The sequence below is a fragment of the Actinomadura sp. NAK00032 genome (assembly GCF_013364275.1).
Lineage (GTDB): Bacteria > Actinomycetota > Actinomycetes > Streptosporangiales > Streptosporangiaceae > Spirillospora.
In genome coordinates this window covers 7464997-7482266 of sequence record NZ_CP054932.1, presented here as the reverse complement: position 1 = coordinate 7482266, position 17270 = coordinate 7464997, and the positions used below count along the sequence as shown (strand labels likewise).

Here is a 17270-nt window from a genome sequence, read left to right as displayed (position 1 = left end):
GTCACAGGGCCGCCAGGTCGGCGGCGATCGCGTGCAGGGTCTCGCGGTCGATGACGCCGACCGCCAGGCCCGCGATCTCCAGCAGGGAGAACGGCATCGCCTCGGGCAGCAGCGGGCTGTCCATGAGGGCGCCCAGGTGCTTGCGCAGCACCGCCTCGGCGGCCGGTTCGGCGACCAGGAGCCGGGTCGGGGTCGTCACCGACAGGCGGGACGCGGGGAACTCGGCGGCGGTCAGCGGCGGGCGCTCCGACGCCACGACCTGCTCCCACTGCCGCCGGACGAGCAGGTGCCCGGATGCCACCGGGCCGTCCGCCGGAAGGCCGAGCCGCTCGTACTGCTCCGGAGGCGCGTCGTTCGCACGCATCAAGTCGACCATCAAGGCGGCCATGCGCAGCTCCAGGTCGTCGTCGATGAGCGGTGACAGTTGCTCGGGGTCGGCGGCCAGGTCGTAGAGGAGCGTGCCGAACGCGTGCGGGTCGGTGTAGGAGAAGCCGGGGAGGCGTAGCGGCGGCACGCCCTTCGTGAAGGAGAAGGGGGATTCCAGGGTGGCGTCGCGGAGCGTCTCCACCGGCATGCGGCCGCGCATGTGGGTGGGCATGAGCGTGTACTCGGCGAGCGGCCGGTTCCCCGGTTCCGCGCAGGCGCGCATGTAGACGTGGCGGCCGTCGGTGACGCTGACGTGGCCGCCGAAGCAGCCGAACAGGCCCGCCTCCCGGACGGGGGAGTCGCGCGCGACGGTCTCCCGCAGCGGGACGCCCAGCATGTCGGCGGTGCGGTCGACGCCGAAGAACTCCAGCAGCGTCGGCCCGAAGTCGATGGTCTGGACGAGGCTAGACCGCCGTTCCCCGGCGACCCGGCTGCGCGGGTCCCAGATGAACAGCGGGGTGTGGATGGTCTCGTCCCAGAACGGCGGTGCGTTCTTCCCCCACCAGTCGTGCTCGCCGAGCAGCAGGCCGTGGTCGGTGCAGACGATCAGGAGGGTGTCGTCCCACAGGGACAGTTCGTCCATCAGGTCCAGGACGCGTCCGAGCGACCGGTCGCACATCGACAGCAGCGCCAGGTACTGGTTCCGCAGGTGCTCGACCTGCTCGGGCGTCTCCGTCACGCGCCGGTAGTCGGGCCAGTCGAAATGCGGGCCGTCGTAGTCGTCCGGGTAGAGCTTCTTGTAGTGGTCGTAAGAGAAGAAGGGCTCGTGCGGGTCGAACGTCTCGATCTGGAGGAACCAGTTGTCCTCGGCATGGTTGGTCTTGATGAAGTGCACGCCCGCGTCGAACGTGCCCGTCTGCGGATGGTCGGCCTCGTCCTTCATGTAGAGGCGGTTCACCCAGTCTTGGCGGCGCAGCGGGTTCGCCGTATGCGGGACGGAGTCGGGCACCTCGGGATCGGCGACATGCCCCTTCCACTCGTCGCCCTCCTGCCCCCGGAAGAACTCGAAGGTGTTGTAGCGCGGGTGGTAGGTCGCGCCGCCGTCCAGCCAGTAGTGCTGGTGGTCGGTGGCGAGATGGGTGTAGACGCCGTTCTCCTTCAGCATCTCCGGGACGGAGTCGTCGAAGGGCTCAAGCGGCCCCCAGCCCCGGTGCAGGAAGTTGTGGCGGCCGGTGTGCATCTCCCGCCGCGCCGGCATGCACGGCATGCTCCCGCCGTAGCAGTTGTCGAACGTCGCGGTGCGCTCGGCGAGCCGCGCGAAGTTCGGGGCATGCACGTCCGATGCCCCGTACGGCGGCAGGAAGCGCCGGTTGAGGGTGTCGAACATGACCATGACCGCTTTCACGAAACCCCTTTCAACGGACACTCCTGATCCGGTAAACGGAGGCGGAGCCCAGCAGCATGATCACGGCGGACACCGCGTACAGCACGCGGTAGCCGCCCACGAAGGTGAGCACGAACCAGGCGACGCCGAAGGCCAGCGGGACGTTCTGCGCCGCGTTGACGACACCGAGGTCGCGGGCGCGGCTGCGCTGGTCGGGGAGCACGTCGGTGACGAGCGCCTGGTCGACCGACAGGAACGCGCCGTAGCCCGCCCCGAGCAGCACCGCGCCCGCCATGGCGGACGGCCAGGTCGGCGCGATCGCGAGCAGCGCCGCCGCGCCCGCCTGGAGCGCGCCCGCGACGGCGATGAGGTCGCGGCGGCGGCCGAGCGCGTCCGACGCCCTCCCGCCGAGCCAGCCGGTCGCCGCGCAGCACACCAGGTAGATCAGCGTGAGGACCAGCAGCGACCCGTCGGGGTCGCGCCGGTGCAGGACGTCGGTGAGGAAGTACAGCAGGTACGTCGTCCCGGCCAGGTTCCCGGCGTTGATCAGCACGCGTGACAGCAGCGCCCAGTAGTAGTCCGGGTGCCGGCGCGGATGCGGGAACGGGACCCGCCCGCCCGCGCCCGGCGCCGGTCCCGCCTCCTGCAAGGCGGGGCGCGTCCGCGTCCGGACGAGGAAGAACGGCAGCGCCGACACGGCCGCCAGCACCGCGATCAGCGCCCACATCCCGGGGACGGACGTGACGACCATCGTCACCAGCACCATCCCGACGACGAGCGCGACGACCTGCGGGACGCCCATCGCGGCGGACGCGGCGCCCCGCTGGTGGTGCGGCACCCGGTCGGCGATCACGGCGCTGAGCGCGGCGAGCACCGCCGCCGCGCCCATCGACACGACGACCATCAGGCCCGCCACGACCGGCCAGCTCGTCTGCGCGCCGATCAAGGCGTACGGGACGGCCGCGACCGCGAACCCGCCGAGCGCCCAGACGCGGCGGCGGCCGAAGCGGGTCCGGGTGCGGTCGCAGGCCATCCCGGCGAGCGGCACGCACAGCACCACCACCACGGAGTTCTGGATCAGCAGGTAGGACAGCACGTCCACCTTGTCGTCCGCCGCGATGCGGCCGATGAGGTGCGGCGTCATGAACTGCGGCGGCAGCAGGATCACCAGCCAGTACCCGAACCACGCGGCGGCGTAGCCGAGCAGCCAGCTGCGCCCGACCTGCGCGGCGCCGCGCTCGCCGGGGCGGCGGGCGGCGGTCAGTTCGTTCACGCGCCTCCCGTCCAGGTCTCGGCGCGGCGCCACATCTCCAGGTACGCCTGCGCGCCGCGGGCCATGTCGTCGACGAGCGCCTGCCCGCCGTAGCTCCGCATGTCGGCGATCCAGTCGGCGACGAGCCCGTAGTTGGCGACGCCGTCGGTGTTCAGGTCCCAGGTGCGCAGGCCGGTGCGGAGCCGGTCGAGCTTCACCGCCGGGTCGATCGGCGAGGTGAACGGGTAGCGCAGCGGGTTCTCCTTCGCGTCCGCGCGCGGCGACGGCAGCGGGCCCATGCCGTTGGCGTCCAGCCCGTACCCGTAGCCGAAGGTGAAGCGCGGGTCGCTCGCGCTCTTGTTGCGCCGCCACTCGGCCGCGAAGCGGTCGGCGGGGCTCCCGTAGCCGGTGATCATCCCGCCGAGGCGGTAGACGCGCCGCATGTAGGTCTCGTCCGTCCAGCTGTGGGACGAGACGACGCCCGAGTATCCGGCGTCCTCCAGCAGGCGCAGGGTCTGGTCGGCGGCCTTCACGCTCATGTGGTCGATCTCGACGAGCATGTGCCGCTTCATCAGGCCCTCCACCATGTAGGCGCCGAGGTCGGTCAGCCCGAGCAGGTTGCAGTGCGGTGCGTCCGGATACAGCGGAAGCGTGATCCCGGCCTGCCCGAGCAGCCGCAGGAGTTCGGCGACCTGGCCGTTCACGGCGCCGGCCGGGGCGATGGTGTTGTCGTGGGCGGCGCCGGTGCACGTCTCGGCCTGCCAGAACCGTCCGGTGCCGAGGAAGTTGCCCGCGTTGATGACGGCGCCGGTCGCGCCGCCGTCGAACCGCACCCCGCACAGGGCGTTGTCGAACTTGTGGCACAGGAACATCGAGGACACGCCGAGTTCCTTCATCTCGTCCAGGCCCTTGTCGATGTCGGCGCGCGTGCACTGCGGGACGCCGCCGATCACGCGGCAGCCGAACGGCTCGGACGTCTCGATGCCGAGGACGACGGCGAGCTTGCCCTGCTCGATCACCGTGCGGGCCTCGGCGGCGTCGCGCACGATCCGGAACCAGCCCTTGCCGGGGCCGCCGCTCAGCCCGTCGATGTAGGACTGCATCTCGCGCATCCGCCGCGCTTCGAGCCGGATGATCGCCATCTCGTCGCACGCGCTGCGCTTCAGCGGGTAGATCTCGCAGAGCTGCCGGTTGGCGACGAGCTGGTTGACCAGGACGCGCTGCCCGGCGCGCCAGGACCGTTCCAGCCACGCGTAGTAGACCTGCTGGTGGGTGCGGGAGTCCCAGGCGGGCCAGTCCTTGAACGTCGGCCAGCCGGTGGGGTCGTGGGTGCCGAACGGGGTGCCGTGCCTGGTGAAGTTCTCGAACCAGGCGAACGCGCCGTTGGCGGCGTGGTCGGGGCAGTCGCGCAGCGCCGCCTGGATGCCGTCCGGGTCGAACGGCTTGCCGCACAGCAGCTGCCCGCCGAACGCCTCGTACGACATCAGGTGGCTGTGGGCGTCGATGTAGCCGCGCACCTCACCGCCGGCGGCGGCCGGTGACGCGGGCTGGGCGGCCGGCGCGGCGGCGAGCCCGGAGGCCGGCGTGGCGAGCAGGGCCGTGAGCAGCGCCGCGAGCAGCGCCGCGAGCAGGGCGAGGACGAGCGGGATGCAGGCGGTACGTCGGAGGGAGCGTCGGAACGGCATGGGGCACCTCGACCGGGGTGGGGGACCGCGGATCTGAGGTGAGTGATATCACCGATCGAGGAAAAAGTGAACAAGGCTCATGTTATGGATCTGGCACGGGATCCGTCGCGAGGTCGGTGAAGTAGGCGCGCAGCAGCCGGGCGCCGAGCGCGACCACGGCCGGGTCGCCGTCCTCCGCCGACTGGTAGGCGAGCCGCAGCAGGCCGTCCGACGCCGTGATGGCGACCAGGAGGACGCGCTCGTGGTCGGGCAGCGGCGGCAGGCCCGCCTTCTGCGTGCCCAGCTCGTACATGCGCGCGGCCATCTCGGTGTCGATCCGGCGGACGAGGCCCTGGTCGATGGCGCCGGTGTCGCGGAAGTCGGCGATGAAGAAGCCCGGCACGGTGCGGCGTAGCGCGAGGCTCTCGTCGTAGACGAGCACGGCCGCGTCCGCCCACGTCCGCACCGGCTCGGACGTGAGCCGCTCGTGGACCCGCCCGATCAGGATCGCCAGGTTCCGCATGGCCAGCTCGTACAGCAGCCCCGACTTGCCGTCGAAGAACTGGTACAGCGTGCCGATCGGGACGCCCGCCCGGCGGGCGACGTCCCTGGTGGTCAGCGCGTCGTGCCCGGCCTCGGTGAGCAGTTCCGCGCAGGCGTCGAGCAGCCGCTCGAACCGCTCCGCGCTGCGGCGCTGCGTGGGCCTGCGGCGCACCCCGTCCGTCATCGCCCCTCCCGATCCCCGGTCGCTCCGACCGAACATGACACATGTTCATGTTTTAATGTGACGTCCACTCATGTTAGGAGAGGAGGCGCGCGTGCTTCCCCGCTTTCCCGAGGGCTTCCTGTGGGGCACGGCCACGGCGGCGTACCAGATCGAGGGCGCCGTCAAGGAGGACGGGCGCGGCCCCAGCATCTGGGACTCCTTCTGCGCCCAGCCCGGCCGGATCAAGAACGGCGACACCGGCGAGATCGCGTGCGACCACTACCACCGCTGGCCCGAGGACGTCGCGCTGATGGCCGGCCTCGGCGTGAACGCCTACCGGTTCTCGGTGGCGTGGCCGCGCGTCCAGCCGGACGGGCGCGGCCCCGCGAACCCCAAGGGCCTCGACTTCTACGACCGGCTCGTGGACGCCCTCGCCGAACGTGGCATCCTGTCCGCGCTCACCCTCTACCACTGGGACCTGCCGCAGGCGCTCCAGGACGCCGGCGGCTGGATGAACCGCGACACCGCGCACCGGTTCGCCGAGTACACCGCCCTCGTCGCCGACCGGCTCGGCGACCGCGTCGGCGCCTGGATCACGCTGAACGAGCCGTTCGTCCACATGACCGAGGGCTACGGCGTCGGAACCCACGCGCCCGGCGAAGCGCTCCTCCTGGACGCCCTTCCCGCCGCCCACCACCTGCTCCTCGGCCACGGCCTCGCCGTCCCGGCGCTGCGCGAGCGGACGTCCGGCCAGGTCGCGATCACCAACAACTACAGCCCGGTGTGGGCCGCGAGCGACACGCCCGCCGACCGGGCCGCAGCCGCCGCGTTCGACGCCCTCCAGAACCGCCTGTTCACCGACCCCCTCCTGCTGGGCCGCTACCCGGACCTGAGCGCGTACGGCGTGGCCGACCTCCCGTTCGTCCGGGACGGCGACCTCGCCGCGATCGCCGCGCCGCTCGACCTGCTCGGCGTCAACTACTACAGCCCGACGAAGGTCGCCGCGCCGCACGGGCACGCACCGGCCGCCGGCGGCGCGTCGGTGCTGCGCGAGGTCGAGCGCCATCTCGAAGGGGTGGGCCTGCCCTTCGAGGACGTCCCCATCGACGGGTACCCGGTCACGGCGTTCGGCTGGCCGGTCGTCCCGGACGGCCTGCACGAGCTGCTGACCGGCCTCCGCGCCACCTACGCGGACGCGCTGCCGCCGATCCTGATCACCGAGAACGGCTGCTCCGCGCCCGACGAGCCCGGCCGCGCCGACCAGGACCGGATCGACTACCTGGACGGCCACCTCCGGTCACTGCACCGCGCCATCGGCGACGGCGTGGACGTCCGCGGCTACTTCGTCTGGTCGCTGCTCGACAACTTCGAGTGGGCGGAGGGCTTCGACCAGCGCTTCGGCCTCGTCCACGTCGACTACGCCACCCGGCGCCGCACGCCCAAGGCGTCCTACCACTGGCTGCGCGAGGAGCTGGCCCGGTACCGGTGAGCGGGATGCCCTGGCCTGATCACCCCGGCCGCGCCCATCATGGAGGGTTATGAGCGAGCTGACGATTCCGGGTCTGCTGGAGCGGGCCGCGCAGGACTCTCCGGACGCCGAGGCGGTCGTGGACGGCGACGTCCGGGTGACCTACGCGGAGCTGCGCGAGCGGGTGCGGGAGGCGACGGCCGCGTTCATCGGCGCGGGGATCGAGCCGGGCGACCGCATCGCGATCTGGGCGCCGAACGGGCTGCGCTGGATCGTCACCGTGCTCGGCGCCATGGGCGCGGGCGCGACGCTCGTCCCGCTGAACACCCGGTACAAGGGCGACGAGGCCCGGTGGCCGCTCACCAAGGCCGAGGTCAAGATCCTCTTCGTGGAGGACGGGTTCCTCGGCATCGACTACCCCGGCATGCTCGGCCTGGACGCGTCGGGCGCCGTCCCCGGGCTGCCCGCGCTCCGGCGCATCGTCACGTTCAACGGCCCCGCGCGGCCGGGCGTCGCCGCCTGGGACCAGTTCACCGCCGGGGCCGTGCCCGCGGCGGAGGCCGACGCGCGGACGGCGGCCGTCCGGCCGGACGACGTCGCCGACATCCTGTTCACCTCCGGGACGACCGGCCGGGCCAAGGGCGTCGTGGTCACCCACGAGCAGAACGTCCGCACCTACGGCGGCTGGACGAGCCGGACCGGCCTGAAGGCCGGCGACCGGTACCTCATCGTCAACCCGATGTTCCACACGTTCGGCTACAAGGCGGGCGTGCTGGCGTGCGTGATGAAGGGCGCCGCGATGGTGCTCCAGCGCACCTTCGACGTCCCGGAGACGCTGCGGCTGATCGAGCAGGAGAAGATCACCGTGCTGCCCGGCCCGCCGACCATCTACACCTCGCTGCTGGACGCTCCCGGCCGCGAGGAGCGCGACCTGTCCTCGCTCCGGCTGGCCGTGACCGGCGCGGGGGACGTGCCCGTCGCGCTGGTGCGGCGCATCAAGGCGGAGCTGTTCCCGCAGGTCGTGACCGCGTACGGGCTGACCGAGTCGTCCGGCACCGTGACCGCCTGCTCGGTGGACGACGATGACGAGATCATCGCGACGACCTCCGGCCGGGCCATCGACGACGTCGAAGTCAAGATCGTCGACGAGAAGGGCGAGCAGGTTCCGGCGGGCACCGACGGCGAGATCCTCGTCCGCGGCTACAACGTCATGAAGGGCTACCTCGGCGACCCGGAGGCGACGGCCGAGACGATCCGCGACGGCTGGCTCGACACCGGCGACCGGGGGCGCGTCGACGAGCGCGGCAACCTCGCCATCACCGGGCGGAGCAAGGAGATGTTCGTCGTCGGCGGGTTCAACGTGTACCCGGCCGAGGTCGAGGACGCCCTTGCCCGCCACGACGCCGTCGCCGAGTCGGGCGTCATCGGCGTCCCCGACCAGCGGATGGGCGAGGTCGCCCGCGCCTACGTCCGGCTCCGCCCCGGGAGGAGCGCCACGGCGGACGAGCTGGTCGCGCACTGCCGGGAGCGGCTCGCGAACTTCAAGGTCCCCCGGGAGGTCGTCTTCGTGGACGACCTCCCGAAGACCGCGTCCGGCAAGGTCCGCCGCCTCGAACTCAAGGACCTCAAAGAGCGGCGATGACGCGGGCCCTGTGCTCGGCCACCGAGCCCCAGGCCGAGTACAGTGCGCGCGCCTTGCGGATCCACAGCGACGGGTCGTACTCGTCGGTGTAGCCGATCGCGCCGTGCACCTGAAGGGCCGTCTTGGCCAGCCCGTAGGACGCCTCCGACGCGGCGACCTTCGCGGCCGAGACGTCCCGGGCGAAGTCCGGCGTCCCGTACGCCAGGGCCGCCCCGTACACGAGCGGACGGGCGAACTCCAGCTCGACCATCGCGGTCGCCAGGTGGTGCTTGATCGCCTGGTACTCGCCGATCGGGCGCCCGAACTGCTGCCGCGTCTTGGCGTACTCGACGGACACGTCCAGCAGCGCCTGGCCGAGCCCGATCTGCTGCGCCGCGCACATCAGCACGCCGAAGTCGGTGTACCCGCCGCCGCCTTCGACGCGGAACAGGCGCCGCGCCGGGTCGAGCGACGCGAGCGCCTCACCGGCCTTGCGCTCCACGCGGTCGGCGGTCAGGACGAGGTCGGCGACGTCGGCGTCCAACGCGTGCGGGACGGCCAGCGTCACGACCGCCTCGCCCTCCGCGATCCGCGGCAGCCACGGCGACTCGCCCAGCAGCTCCGCCGCCGCGAGCGTCTCCACGTACGGCCCCGGAGCGGCGGCGCGGCCCAGCTCCTCCGCCGCGACGACCAGCTCGACCGGCAGCCGCCCGGCGCCGCCGAACTCCTCCGGCACCGCGACCGCGAACACCCCGGCCTCCGCGACCGCCGTCCACAGCTCCCGGCCCGGCCCGGTGTCCCCGGCCGCCCACGCCCGCGCGACCTTCGCGGTACCCGCGTCCGCGAGCAGCCGCCGCAACGTCTCCCCGAACATCCGCTGCTCGGCGTCCAAAACGAACTTCATCGTGATCCTCTCGGCAGGCCGAGCAGCCGCTCGGCGATCACGTTGCGCTGGATCTCGTTGGTGCCCGCGTAGATCGGGCCGGCGAGCGAGAACACGTAGTTCTCCAGCCACTCCGACTCGATCTCGCCGTCCGGGCCGAGCAGGTCGAGCGCGGTCTCGTGCAGCGCCACGTCCAGTTCCGACCAGAAGACCTTGTTCAGGCTGGACTCGGCGCCGACGTCGTCGCTCCGCGAGATCGTCTCGAAGCCCTTGAGCCGGTAGGCGCGCGACCTGATCCAGGCGTCCGCGACGCGGTCCCGCAGCGCGGTGTCGGACGGGTCGGCGCGCTCCTTCCACAGCTCGACGAGCCGCTCGGTCGCCGCCGTGAACCGGCCGGGGCTGCGCAGCGTGAGGCCGCGCTCGTTGCCGGCCGTCGCCATCGCGACCCGCCAGCCGTCGCCCGGCGCGCCGATGACGTCCGCGTCGGGGACGAACACCTTGTCGAGGAACAGCTCGGCGAACGCGGGCTTGCCGTCCAGCCGCCCGATCGGGCGCACGGTCACGCCTTCGGCGTCCAGCGGGAACATCACGTAGGTGAGGCCCTTGTGGCGGGACGATTCGGGGTCCGACCGGAACAGTCCGAAGCCCTGGTCGGCGAACGCCGCGCGGGAGCTCCACGTCTTCTGCCCGTCCAGCAGCCAGCCGCCGTCGGTGCGCGTCGCGGTGGCGCGCAGCGCCGCGAGGTCGCTGCCCGCGCCCGGCTCCGACCACGCCTGCGCCCAGATCACCTCACCGGCCGCCATCGGCGGCAGGATCCGCGCGAGCTGCTCCGGCGTGCCGTGCTTGAGCAGCGTCGGCGCCAGCAGGTTGATCCCGTTCTGGCTGACCCGGCCGGGCGCGCCCGCCGCGTAGTACTCCTCCTCGAAGATCAGCCACTGCAGGACCGACACGCCCCGGCCGCCGTACTCCGCCGGCCACGACACCACCCCGAGGCGCGCCGCGCCGAGCGTCCGCTCCCACTCGCGGTGGGCCGCGAACCCCTCCTCGGTCTCCAGCGAGGGCAGCGGCTCGGCCGGGACGTGCGCGCGCAGCCACGCCCGCACCTCGGCGCGGAACGCCTCGTCCGCCGTCCCGAACTCAAGATCCATGAGCACCTTCTTTCTAACAACTGTTTGGTAGAGTAACCGGCTTCGCGGGCGGGCGCCCGCGCACCCTCCCGTCCAGTGAGATCCCCGGACCGCGTCGCCGGCCGTTACGGGCGGCGAAAGCCGGCGGACGCCTCGGCGAAACCTTTCCCCCCGCGGACGGGGTAGGCCGCTGGAGACCGGGCCGCGCCGGGACGGTTCCCGGCCGGCCCCACCGCGACCAGGGAGGGGGCATGGTGACCGAGCAGACCACCGCTCACAAGGAGACGGCCCGCCGCTTCATCGAAGAGGACGAACTCGGCGACCGCGTGCAGGAATACGGCGAGCTGTGCACGGCGGACTACGTCGAGCACGACCCCTCGATGCCCCACGAGTCGGTGGGCTTGGCCGAGGCCAGGGAGAACTACGGGGAGCTGTCCGCCGCGTTCGCGCTCCGCCACCGCGTGGACAGCATGATCGCCGAGCGGGAGCTGGTGGCGCAGCGGTTCACGGTCCGGGGCCGGCACGTCGGCGAGTACCGGGGCCTGCCGCCCACCGGCCGGACCTTCGAGGTCACCGGCCAGGTCACCTACCGCTTCCAGGACGGGAGGATCGCCGAGAGCTGGTTCAACGTCGACATGGAGGGCCTGCGGGAGCAGCTCGCCATCGAGTCCTAGCCGCTCGGCGGCGGCGTCGCGCCGCTCGGCGCGCGGGCGTCGCCGCTCCCCGCATGGGCGAAAAACGCTCCTATTGCGGATCTTCCTCGCCGATCTACGTTCGGGCCGTACATCGGGACGAGGCGGTGAGGAGGGGCGGTATGCGGCGGAGGAGAGGGTTCTTCGCGGTCGCGCCGGCGGGGGCGGCGCTCGCGCTGGCGGTGCCGATCGGGGTGTCGGCGCCCTTACCGGCCGCGGCGCGGGGCGCGAAGGCGCCGGCCTGCGCGGACGGGACGACCGTCCAGACCGGCGAGGGAGCGGTGTGCGGCACGGCCGGGGACGGCGTGCGGGCGTGGCGGGGCATCCCGTACGCGGCGGCGCCCCTCGGCGACCTGCGGTGGGCGCCGCCGGCGCCGCACGCCGCCTGGACGTCCACTCTCCAGGCGACCGAGCCGAGCAGCCCGTGCCCGCAGCCGCCCGGCCTCGGCCCCGGATCGTCCGACGAGGACTGCCTGAAGCTGGACGTCGTCGCGCCCGAGAAGCCCGGCGGGAAACCGCTGCCGGTGATGGTGGAGCTGCACGGCGGCGGGTTCCGGCTCGGGGCGCCGTCCGACGGGACGCACCTGGTCAAGGAGGGCGGCGTCATCAACGTCGGCGTCCACTACCGGCTCGGCGTCTTCGGGTTCATGGCGCACGCGGGGCTCGGCGCGCACTCCGGCAACTACGCGCTGCGCGACCAGCAGGCGGCGCTGCGCTGGGTGCGGCGCAACATCGCGCGCTTCGGCGGCGACCCGCGCAACGTGACGATCTACGGTGCGTCCGCCGGCGGGTCGAGCGTGTGCGCGAACACCGCGTCCCCGGCGGCGAAGGGCCTGTTCCAGAAGGGCATCGCGCAGAGCGGCGAGTACAACTCGCTGCGCGGCGTCGACGTCCAGTGGCAGGCGCAGGACTGCAAGGCCCCCCTGCCGAGCGAGCGGGAGGCGCAGCGGGCGGGCGCCCGGTTCGCGGACGCGCTGGGCTGCGCCGACATCGCCTGCCTGCGCGCGCTGCCGGTGGCGAAGCTGCTGGAGCAGGCCGGGGAGGGCATCGGCGCCGACGTCGGTACGCAGGGCCCGGTCGTGGACGGCGAGATCCTCCCGATGTCGCCCGGCCAGGCCTTCGCCGAGGGGAAGGTCAACGACGTCACGCTGATGCACGGCGTCGACCGGGACGAGGTGCAGCTGCCCTCGGCCGAGACACCGGAGCAGTACCGGGAGTTCGTGCGGCGGCAGTACGGGCCGCTGGCCGACCGGGTCTTCGCGCTGTATCCGCTGAAGCGGTTCCCGGAGCCGTCGGCGTTCATCGCCTACCGGACGATCGTCGCCGACTCCAACTCGGTGTGTCCGGCGCTCCTCATCGACGAGCGGCTGGCCAGGCACATCAAGGTGTTCGCCTACCAGACCGACAACGCGGACGCGCCGCCGATGTTCTTCCTCGACCCGACGAAGCCGAACGGGTCGTACCACGTCAGCGAGACGCCGTTCCTGTCGCCGATGCCCGGCGGAGCGGAGCCGACCCCGAACCAGGAGGCGTTCGGCAGGCAGCTGACCGCGCAGTGGACGGGCTTCGCCCGCACCGGGAACCCGACCGTGGACGGCACGCCGTACTGGCCGCGCTTCACCCGCCGCGACCCGGCCGTGCTGTCGCTCATCCCGGCGGGGGACAGCCAGGTCACGCACGAGATCTCGCGGCAGCACCACTGCCGCTTCTGGAACCGGTACGCCCCGTTCGCACACTGACCGCTTTGTTATGGAATGCCACGGTCTATGCCAGGCGTGCCAGATGCCCCACCCCGCCCTTGATCGTCACCGGCCCCGCGGTTTGCATGAGCGCATGCGAGCCACAGTGCCCAGCCGAACCACGGTGCGCAGCCGAACCACGGTGCGCAGCCGAACCACAGTGCCCAGCCGAACCACAGTGCCCAGCCGAACCACAGTGGTCGTCATGGTCGTGCCGCCGGGCGGCGCCGACGAGGTGATCCCGGTCGGGGTGGGGCGGACCGTCCGGTTCGTCCGGCGGTCGGACGTCCGGTACGCCGAGGCCAGCGGCGACTACGCGCGCCTCCACACCGGCACGGGCAGCCACCTGGTCCGGGTGCCGCTGGCCGTGCTGGAGGAGGCGTGGCGGGACGCCGGGTTCGTCCGGATCCACCGGTCGCACCTGGTCTCGCTGGCCCACGTCGAGGAACTGGTCATCGAGTCGGGCCGGTGCACGCTGCGGGTCGGCGGCGCCCGGCTGGCCGTCAGCCGCCGCAACACCGGCGCGCTCCGCGACCGGCTCGTGCGCGGCGCCCTCCCCGGCGCCCCCCGGCACCGGACCGCCCGGCGCCGCGCCGCCCCCACCCCCTGAGGGAGAACGATCATGCGTCCCACGAGAAGGGCGGCGGCCGTGCTCGCCGCCGCCTGCCTGGCCCTGGCCGGGGCGGCCGCGCCGTCCGCGCCGTCCGCGTCCGCCCATCCGCGGTTCGGCGACTGGCCGTCCTGGCAGAAGGATCTGCGCGGCAGCCGCTTCAACCCGGCCGAACGCCGCATCACGCCCGCGAACGTCGGCGGCCTCAAGCTCAAATGGGCGTTCGGGTTCCCGGCGGGAACCGGCGCCCCGCACAGCCAGCCCGCCGTCGTCGGGCGCACCATCTACTTCGGCGGCCCCGACGGCCGCTTCCGCGCGCGCGACGCCAGGACGGGCGCGCCCAGGTGGGAGTTCGACCTCAGCACGGTCGGGACGGGTTTCGCCCAAGTGCGGGACGGTGCCGCCGTATCGCGCGGCAAGGTGTACTTCGGTGACACCCGCGGCTACCTGTACGCGCTGAACCAGTACACGGGGAAGCTGCTCTGGGTCACCCGGCTCGACACCACCGTCAGCGCCATCGTGACGAGTTCGCCCATCGTCTTCCAAGGCCGCGTCTACGTCGGTGTGTCCAGCGGTGAGAACCTCCTGGGCAAGGAACACGCCTGCTGTACGTTCCGGGGCCACGTCGACGCGCTGGACGCCGACACGGGCAAGCTCGACTGGCGCTACTACACCGTCCCTGAGCCGAAGCAGGACGGAACCTGGCCGAACGGGGTGCCACGCTATGCGCCGTCCGGTGGCGGCGTGTGGAGCACCCCCGCCATCGACCCCGCGACCCGCACCCTCTACGTCGGCACAGGGCAGAACTACACCGGCAGCGGAGGGCACTTCGATTCCGTCCTCGCGCTGGACACCCGCACCGGCCGCGCACGCTGGACGCGCAAGATGACCGATGTCGACACCTGGCGCCAAGAGTGCAGCAGCCCGACCCCGGAAGACCACCAGTACTGCCCCAACCTGCCGGACGGGACCGCCCTCGACTTCGACCTCGGCGCCGCGCCCAACATCTTCACCGCGGGCGGGCGCCGCCTCATCGGCATCGGCCAGAAGGTCGGCGTCTACCACGTCCTGGACGCCCGCACCGGCCGGATCGTGTGGCAGCGGCAGCTCTCCACGCCCATGCCCGGTGGCGGCCTCAGCGGTATCCAGTGGGGCTCGTCCTACGACGGGCACCGCCTCTACGTCGCGACCTACATGGCGAACCCCGGCACCCTCTTCGCGCTCGACCCCGCCAACGGCCACGTCATCTGGAAGACCCCGAACCCGTCCGACGGATGCACGACCGGCGGCGCGTCCCAGTACCCGCGCATCTGCCGGCTCGGCCACCCGCCCGCCGTCACCACCACCCCCGGCCTGGTCTGGGAGGGCAGCATGGACGGCAAGGTGCGCGCCTACTCGTCCCGTACCGGCGAGGTGCTCTGGAGCTTCGACACCATCGCCGACTTCCCGACCGTGAACGGCGGCACCGGACGCGGCGGCTCCCTCTCCGGCGGAGGCGGCGCGGTCGTCGCGCACGGCATGGTCTACGTCCTGACCGGCGACATGTTCACCCCGTACCCGAACGACAAGGGCCCGGTCCTGCTCGCCTTCGGCCGCTAGCCAGCGCCGGCGAGGCCGTGCCGGGCCCTGTCGGAAGTGCCGCCGCCAGGGTTAGGATCGGCGCTCTAGAATCGCGTTCGGAACCTTCGGAGGGTCCATGGCGAGGATCGTCGAGCACGGCACCTGGAACCTGACGCCCGCGGACGAGGGACTGCACGAACCCGGCCCCGAACTGCTGTGGAACGAGTCCTACTACTTCGACTTCGCCGCCCCGGACGGCTCCGTCGCCGGCTACGTGCGGCTCGGCCTGTATCCGAACTGGGACCGCGCCTGGTACTGGGCCGCGCTGGTGCGGCCCGGCCGCCCGCTGCTCCTCATCGCCGACAACAACGCACCGCTGCCCAAGCCCGGCACGGCCGACGTCCACGCCGATGCCTACACCGCGACCCAGCGGATCCCCGACCCGTTCGGCCCGGCCCGGGTCACGCTGCAGGGGACCGCGTCCGTCCATCCCGACCCGGCCGGCCCCGCCACCGGGACCGCCGGGCTCTCCTTCGACCTGCGCTGGGACACCGCCGGCGGCGTCTACCCCTACAAGGACATCCCGCGCTACGAGATCCCGTGCACCGTCACCGGCCTGGTCAGCGTGGCCGGCGAGAAGATCGCCGTCGAGGCGCCGGGGGAGCGCGACCACAGCTGGGGCGAGCGCGACTGGTGGAAGGTCTCCTGGCTCTGGACGTCCGGCCGCCTCTCCGACGGCATGTTCGTCCACGGCATGCAGGCCAACATCGGCTTCCCCCTCCCGTGGCCGTGCTTCGCCGTCCCGCCGGGCGGCGAGATCGAGCACCGCGCCGGCTTCTCCGCCGAGACGGCCTTCGCCGACGGCCTGCCCGCCCGCTCCGACCTGCGCTTCCCCGGCGCGCCCATGACCGTGACCCCGGTGGCCTTCGCCCCCGTGTCCGTCACGTCCCCCGACGGGCGGGACGCCCGCTTCCCCCGCGCCCTGTGCCGCTTCGAGACCGAGGACGGCCGCACCGGCCACGGCTGGACGGAATGGCACCAGCCCCCCGGCTGGCAGGACCACGGCTGGACGCACCTGGCCGAGGAGACCGCGTGACCCCCGCCCCCGGCGGCACGAGCCCGGTCTCCGGCGGCATGACCCCCGCCCCCGGCGCCGCGGGCCTGACGGCGTCCTGGCTGTCGGACGCCCTCGAAACGAAGGTGACCGCCGTCCGGACCGAACCGGTGGGCACCGGCCAGGTCTCCGACAGCCTCCGCCTGCACCTCACCTACGCGGGCGAGACGCCCCTGCCGCCCACCATGGTCGCCAAGGTCCCGGCCGCCGACCCGTCGAGCCGCGCCGCCGCCCGCGCCATCCGCACCTACGAGGTCGAGGCGAGCTTCTACGCCGAACTCGCGGGCGATCTCGACGCGGGCATCCCCGCCTGCTACTTCTCGGCCTACGCCGCCGAGGAGGACGAGTACACCGTCCTCCTGGCGGACCTCGCCCCCGCGCAGCCCGGCGACCAGCTCGCGGGCGTCGCCCCCGAGGACGCCGCCGCCGCGATCAGCGAGATGGCCGCCTTCCACGCCGCGGGCTGGGACGATCCCGGCCTGGCCGCCCTGCCCTGGCTGAACCGCCACGACGCCGACGCCACCGCCTTCACCGCCGCGATGGTCACCGACCTCTACACCGGCTTCAAGGACCGCTACGCCGCCGACCTGGGCCACGACGTCATCACCCTGATCGAAGACTTCATGCCCTCGCTGCCGGCCTACCTGACCGCCCGCGAGGGGCCGCTGACCCTGTCCCACGGCGACTTCCGCGCCGACAACCTGCTGTTCGGCGGAGCCCGTACCGCCGTCCTGGACTGGCAGACCTGCGCCTACGGCCCCGGCCTCGCCGACCTCTCCTACTTCCTGGGCTCCAGCCTCCCCACCGAGGCCCGCCGCGCCCACGAGAAGGCCCTGGTCAAGCGCTACTGCGACACGCTGACATCGCGAGGCGTCACCCTGACCTGGGACGACTGCTGGACCGCCTACCGCCACCACACCTTCCACGGCATCGTCATGGCGATCGGCGCCTCGATGCTCGTGGAACGCACCCCGCGCGGCGACGAGATGTTCCGCACCATGACCACCCGCCACGCCCACCACGCCCGCGACCTGGACTCCCTGTCGCTCCTCGCATGAGCCATATACCGGTCAGAAGACGCTTA

The 17270-nt window shown here is 72.6% G+C and carries 14 protein-coding genes; 8 read left to right on the top strand and 6 right to left on the bottom strand.

Annotated features, from left to right (window positions below; all coding sequences use genetic code 11):
- Position 1: 1 nt before the first annotated feature.
- From HUT06_RS34145 to HUT06_RS34130, 4 genes are all read right to left on the bottom strand, one after another.
- Positions 2-1771 carry a sulfatase gene (locus tag HUT06_RS34145; RefSeq protein ID WP_217711573.1) on the bottom strand — a complete coding sequence of 590 codons (1770 nt, stop codon included), beginning with the start codon at positions 1769-1771 and terminating at the stop codon, positions 2-4.
- A 10-nt stretch (positions 1772-1781) separates the two neighbouring features.
- The gene (locus HUT06_RS34140) at positions 1782-3023 is read right to left on the bottom strand and encodes an MFS transporter (protein ID WP_176199479.1); all 1242 of its coding nucleotides are present in this window, start codon (positions 3021-3023) and stop codon (positions 1782-1784) included.
- Positions 3020-4687: a dipeptidase gene (locus HUT06_RS34135; RefSeq protein ID WP_254715526.1), complete on the bottom strand. Its 1668-nt coding sequence runs from the start codon at positions 4685-4687 to the stop codon at positions 3020-3022. The genes HUT06_RS34140 and HUT06_RS34135 overlap by 4 nt, the downstream gene beginning before the upstream one ends.
- A gap of 82 nt (positions 4688-4769) precedes the next feature.
- Positions 4770-5393 carry a TetR/AcrR family transcriptional regulator gene (locus HUT06_RS34130; RefSeq protein WP_176199478.1) on the bottom strand — a complete coding sequence of 208 codons (624 nt, stop codon included), beginning with the start codon at positions 5391-5393 and terminating at the stop codon, positions 4770-4772.
- Positions 5394-5463: 70 nt separating this feature from the next.
- On the opposite strand from HUT06_RS34130, the gene HUT06_RS34125 reads away from it, so the two are divergent.
- Positions 5464-6861: a GH1 family beta-glucosidase gene (locus HUT06_RS34125; protein ID WP_176199477.1), complete on the top strand. Its 1398-nt coding sequence runs from the start codon at positions 5464-5466 to the stop codon at positions 6859-6861.
- Between the two features lie 49 nt (positions 6862-6910).
- Complete coding sequence (locus HUT06_RS34120) at positions 6911-8482, top strand: FadD3 family acyl-CoA ligase (RefSeq protein ID WP_176199476.1); 1572 nt, start codon at positions 6911-6913, stop codon at positions 8480-8482.
- Here HUT06_RS34120 and HUT06_RS34115 read toward each other — a convergent pair.
- Positions 8466-9365, bottom strand: coding sequence for an acyl-CoA dehydrogenase family protein (locus HUT06_RS34115; protein ID WP_176199475.1), 900 nt, complete (start codon positions 9363-9365; stop codon positions 8466-8468). The genes HUT06_RS34120 and HUT06_RS34115 overlap by 17 nt on opposite strands.
- Positions 9362-10492, bottom strand: coding sequence for an acyl-CoA dehydrogenase family protein (locus tag HUT06_RS34110; RefSeq protein ID WP_176199474.1), 1131 nt, complete (start codon positions 10490-10492; stop codon positions 9362-9364). Before HUT06_RS34110 ends, HUT06_RS34115 begins: the two co-directional genes overlap by 4 nt.
- A 230-nt stretch (positions 10493-10722) precedes the next feature.
- On the opposite strand from HUT06_RS34110, the gene HUT06_RS34105 reads away from it, so the two are divergent.
- From HUT06_RS34105 to HUT06_RS34080, 6 genes are all read left to right on the top strand, one after another.
- On the top strand, positions 10723-11145 hold the full coding sequence (locus tag HUT06_RS34105; RefSeq protein WP_176199473.1) for an ester cyclase: 423 nt from the start codon (positions 10723-10725) through the stop codon (positions 11143-11145).
- A 140-nt stretch (positions 11146-11285) separates the two neighbouring features.
- Positions 11286-12902 carry a carboxylesterase/lipase family protein gene (locus HUT06_RS34100; RefSeq protein ID WP_176199472.1) on the top strand — a complete coding sequence of 539 codons (1617 nt, stop codon included), beginning with the start codon at positions 11286-11288 and terminating at the stop codon, positions 12900-12902.
- A 205-nt stretch (positions 12903-13107) separates the two neighbouring features.
- Entirely contained in the window at positions 13108-13512 is a 405-nt protein-coding gene (locus HUT06_RS34095; protein WP_254715525.1) for a LytTR family DNA-binding domain-containing protein, read from the top strand.
- Positions 13513-13524: 12 nt separating this feature from the next.
- Complete coding sequence (locus HUT06_RS34090; protein ID WP_176199470.1) at positions 13525-15111, top strand: PQQ-binding-like beta-propeller repeat protein; 1587 nt, start codon at positions 13525-13527, stop codon at positions 15109-15111.
- Between the two features lie 97 nt (positions 15112-15208).
- A complete protein-coding gene (locus HUT06_RS34085; RefSeq protein WP_176199469.1) occupies positions 15209-16168 on the top strand; it encodes a hypothetical protein in 960 nt (319 codons plus the stop codon).
- The gene (locus tag HUT06_RS34080) at positions 16165-17244 is read left to right on the top strand and encodes a phosphotransferase family protein (protein WP_176199468.1); all 1080 of its coding nucleotides are present in this window, start codon (positions 16165-16167) and stop codon (positions 17242-17244) included. The genes HUT06_RS34085 and HUT06_RS34080 overlap by 4 nt, the downstream gene beginning before the upstream one ends.
- Positions 17245-17270 lie beyond the last annotated feature (26 nt).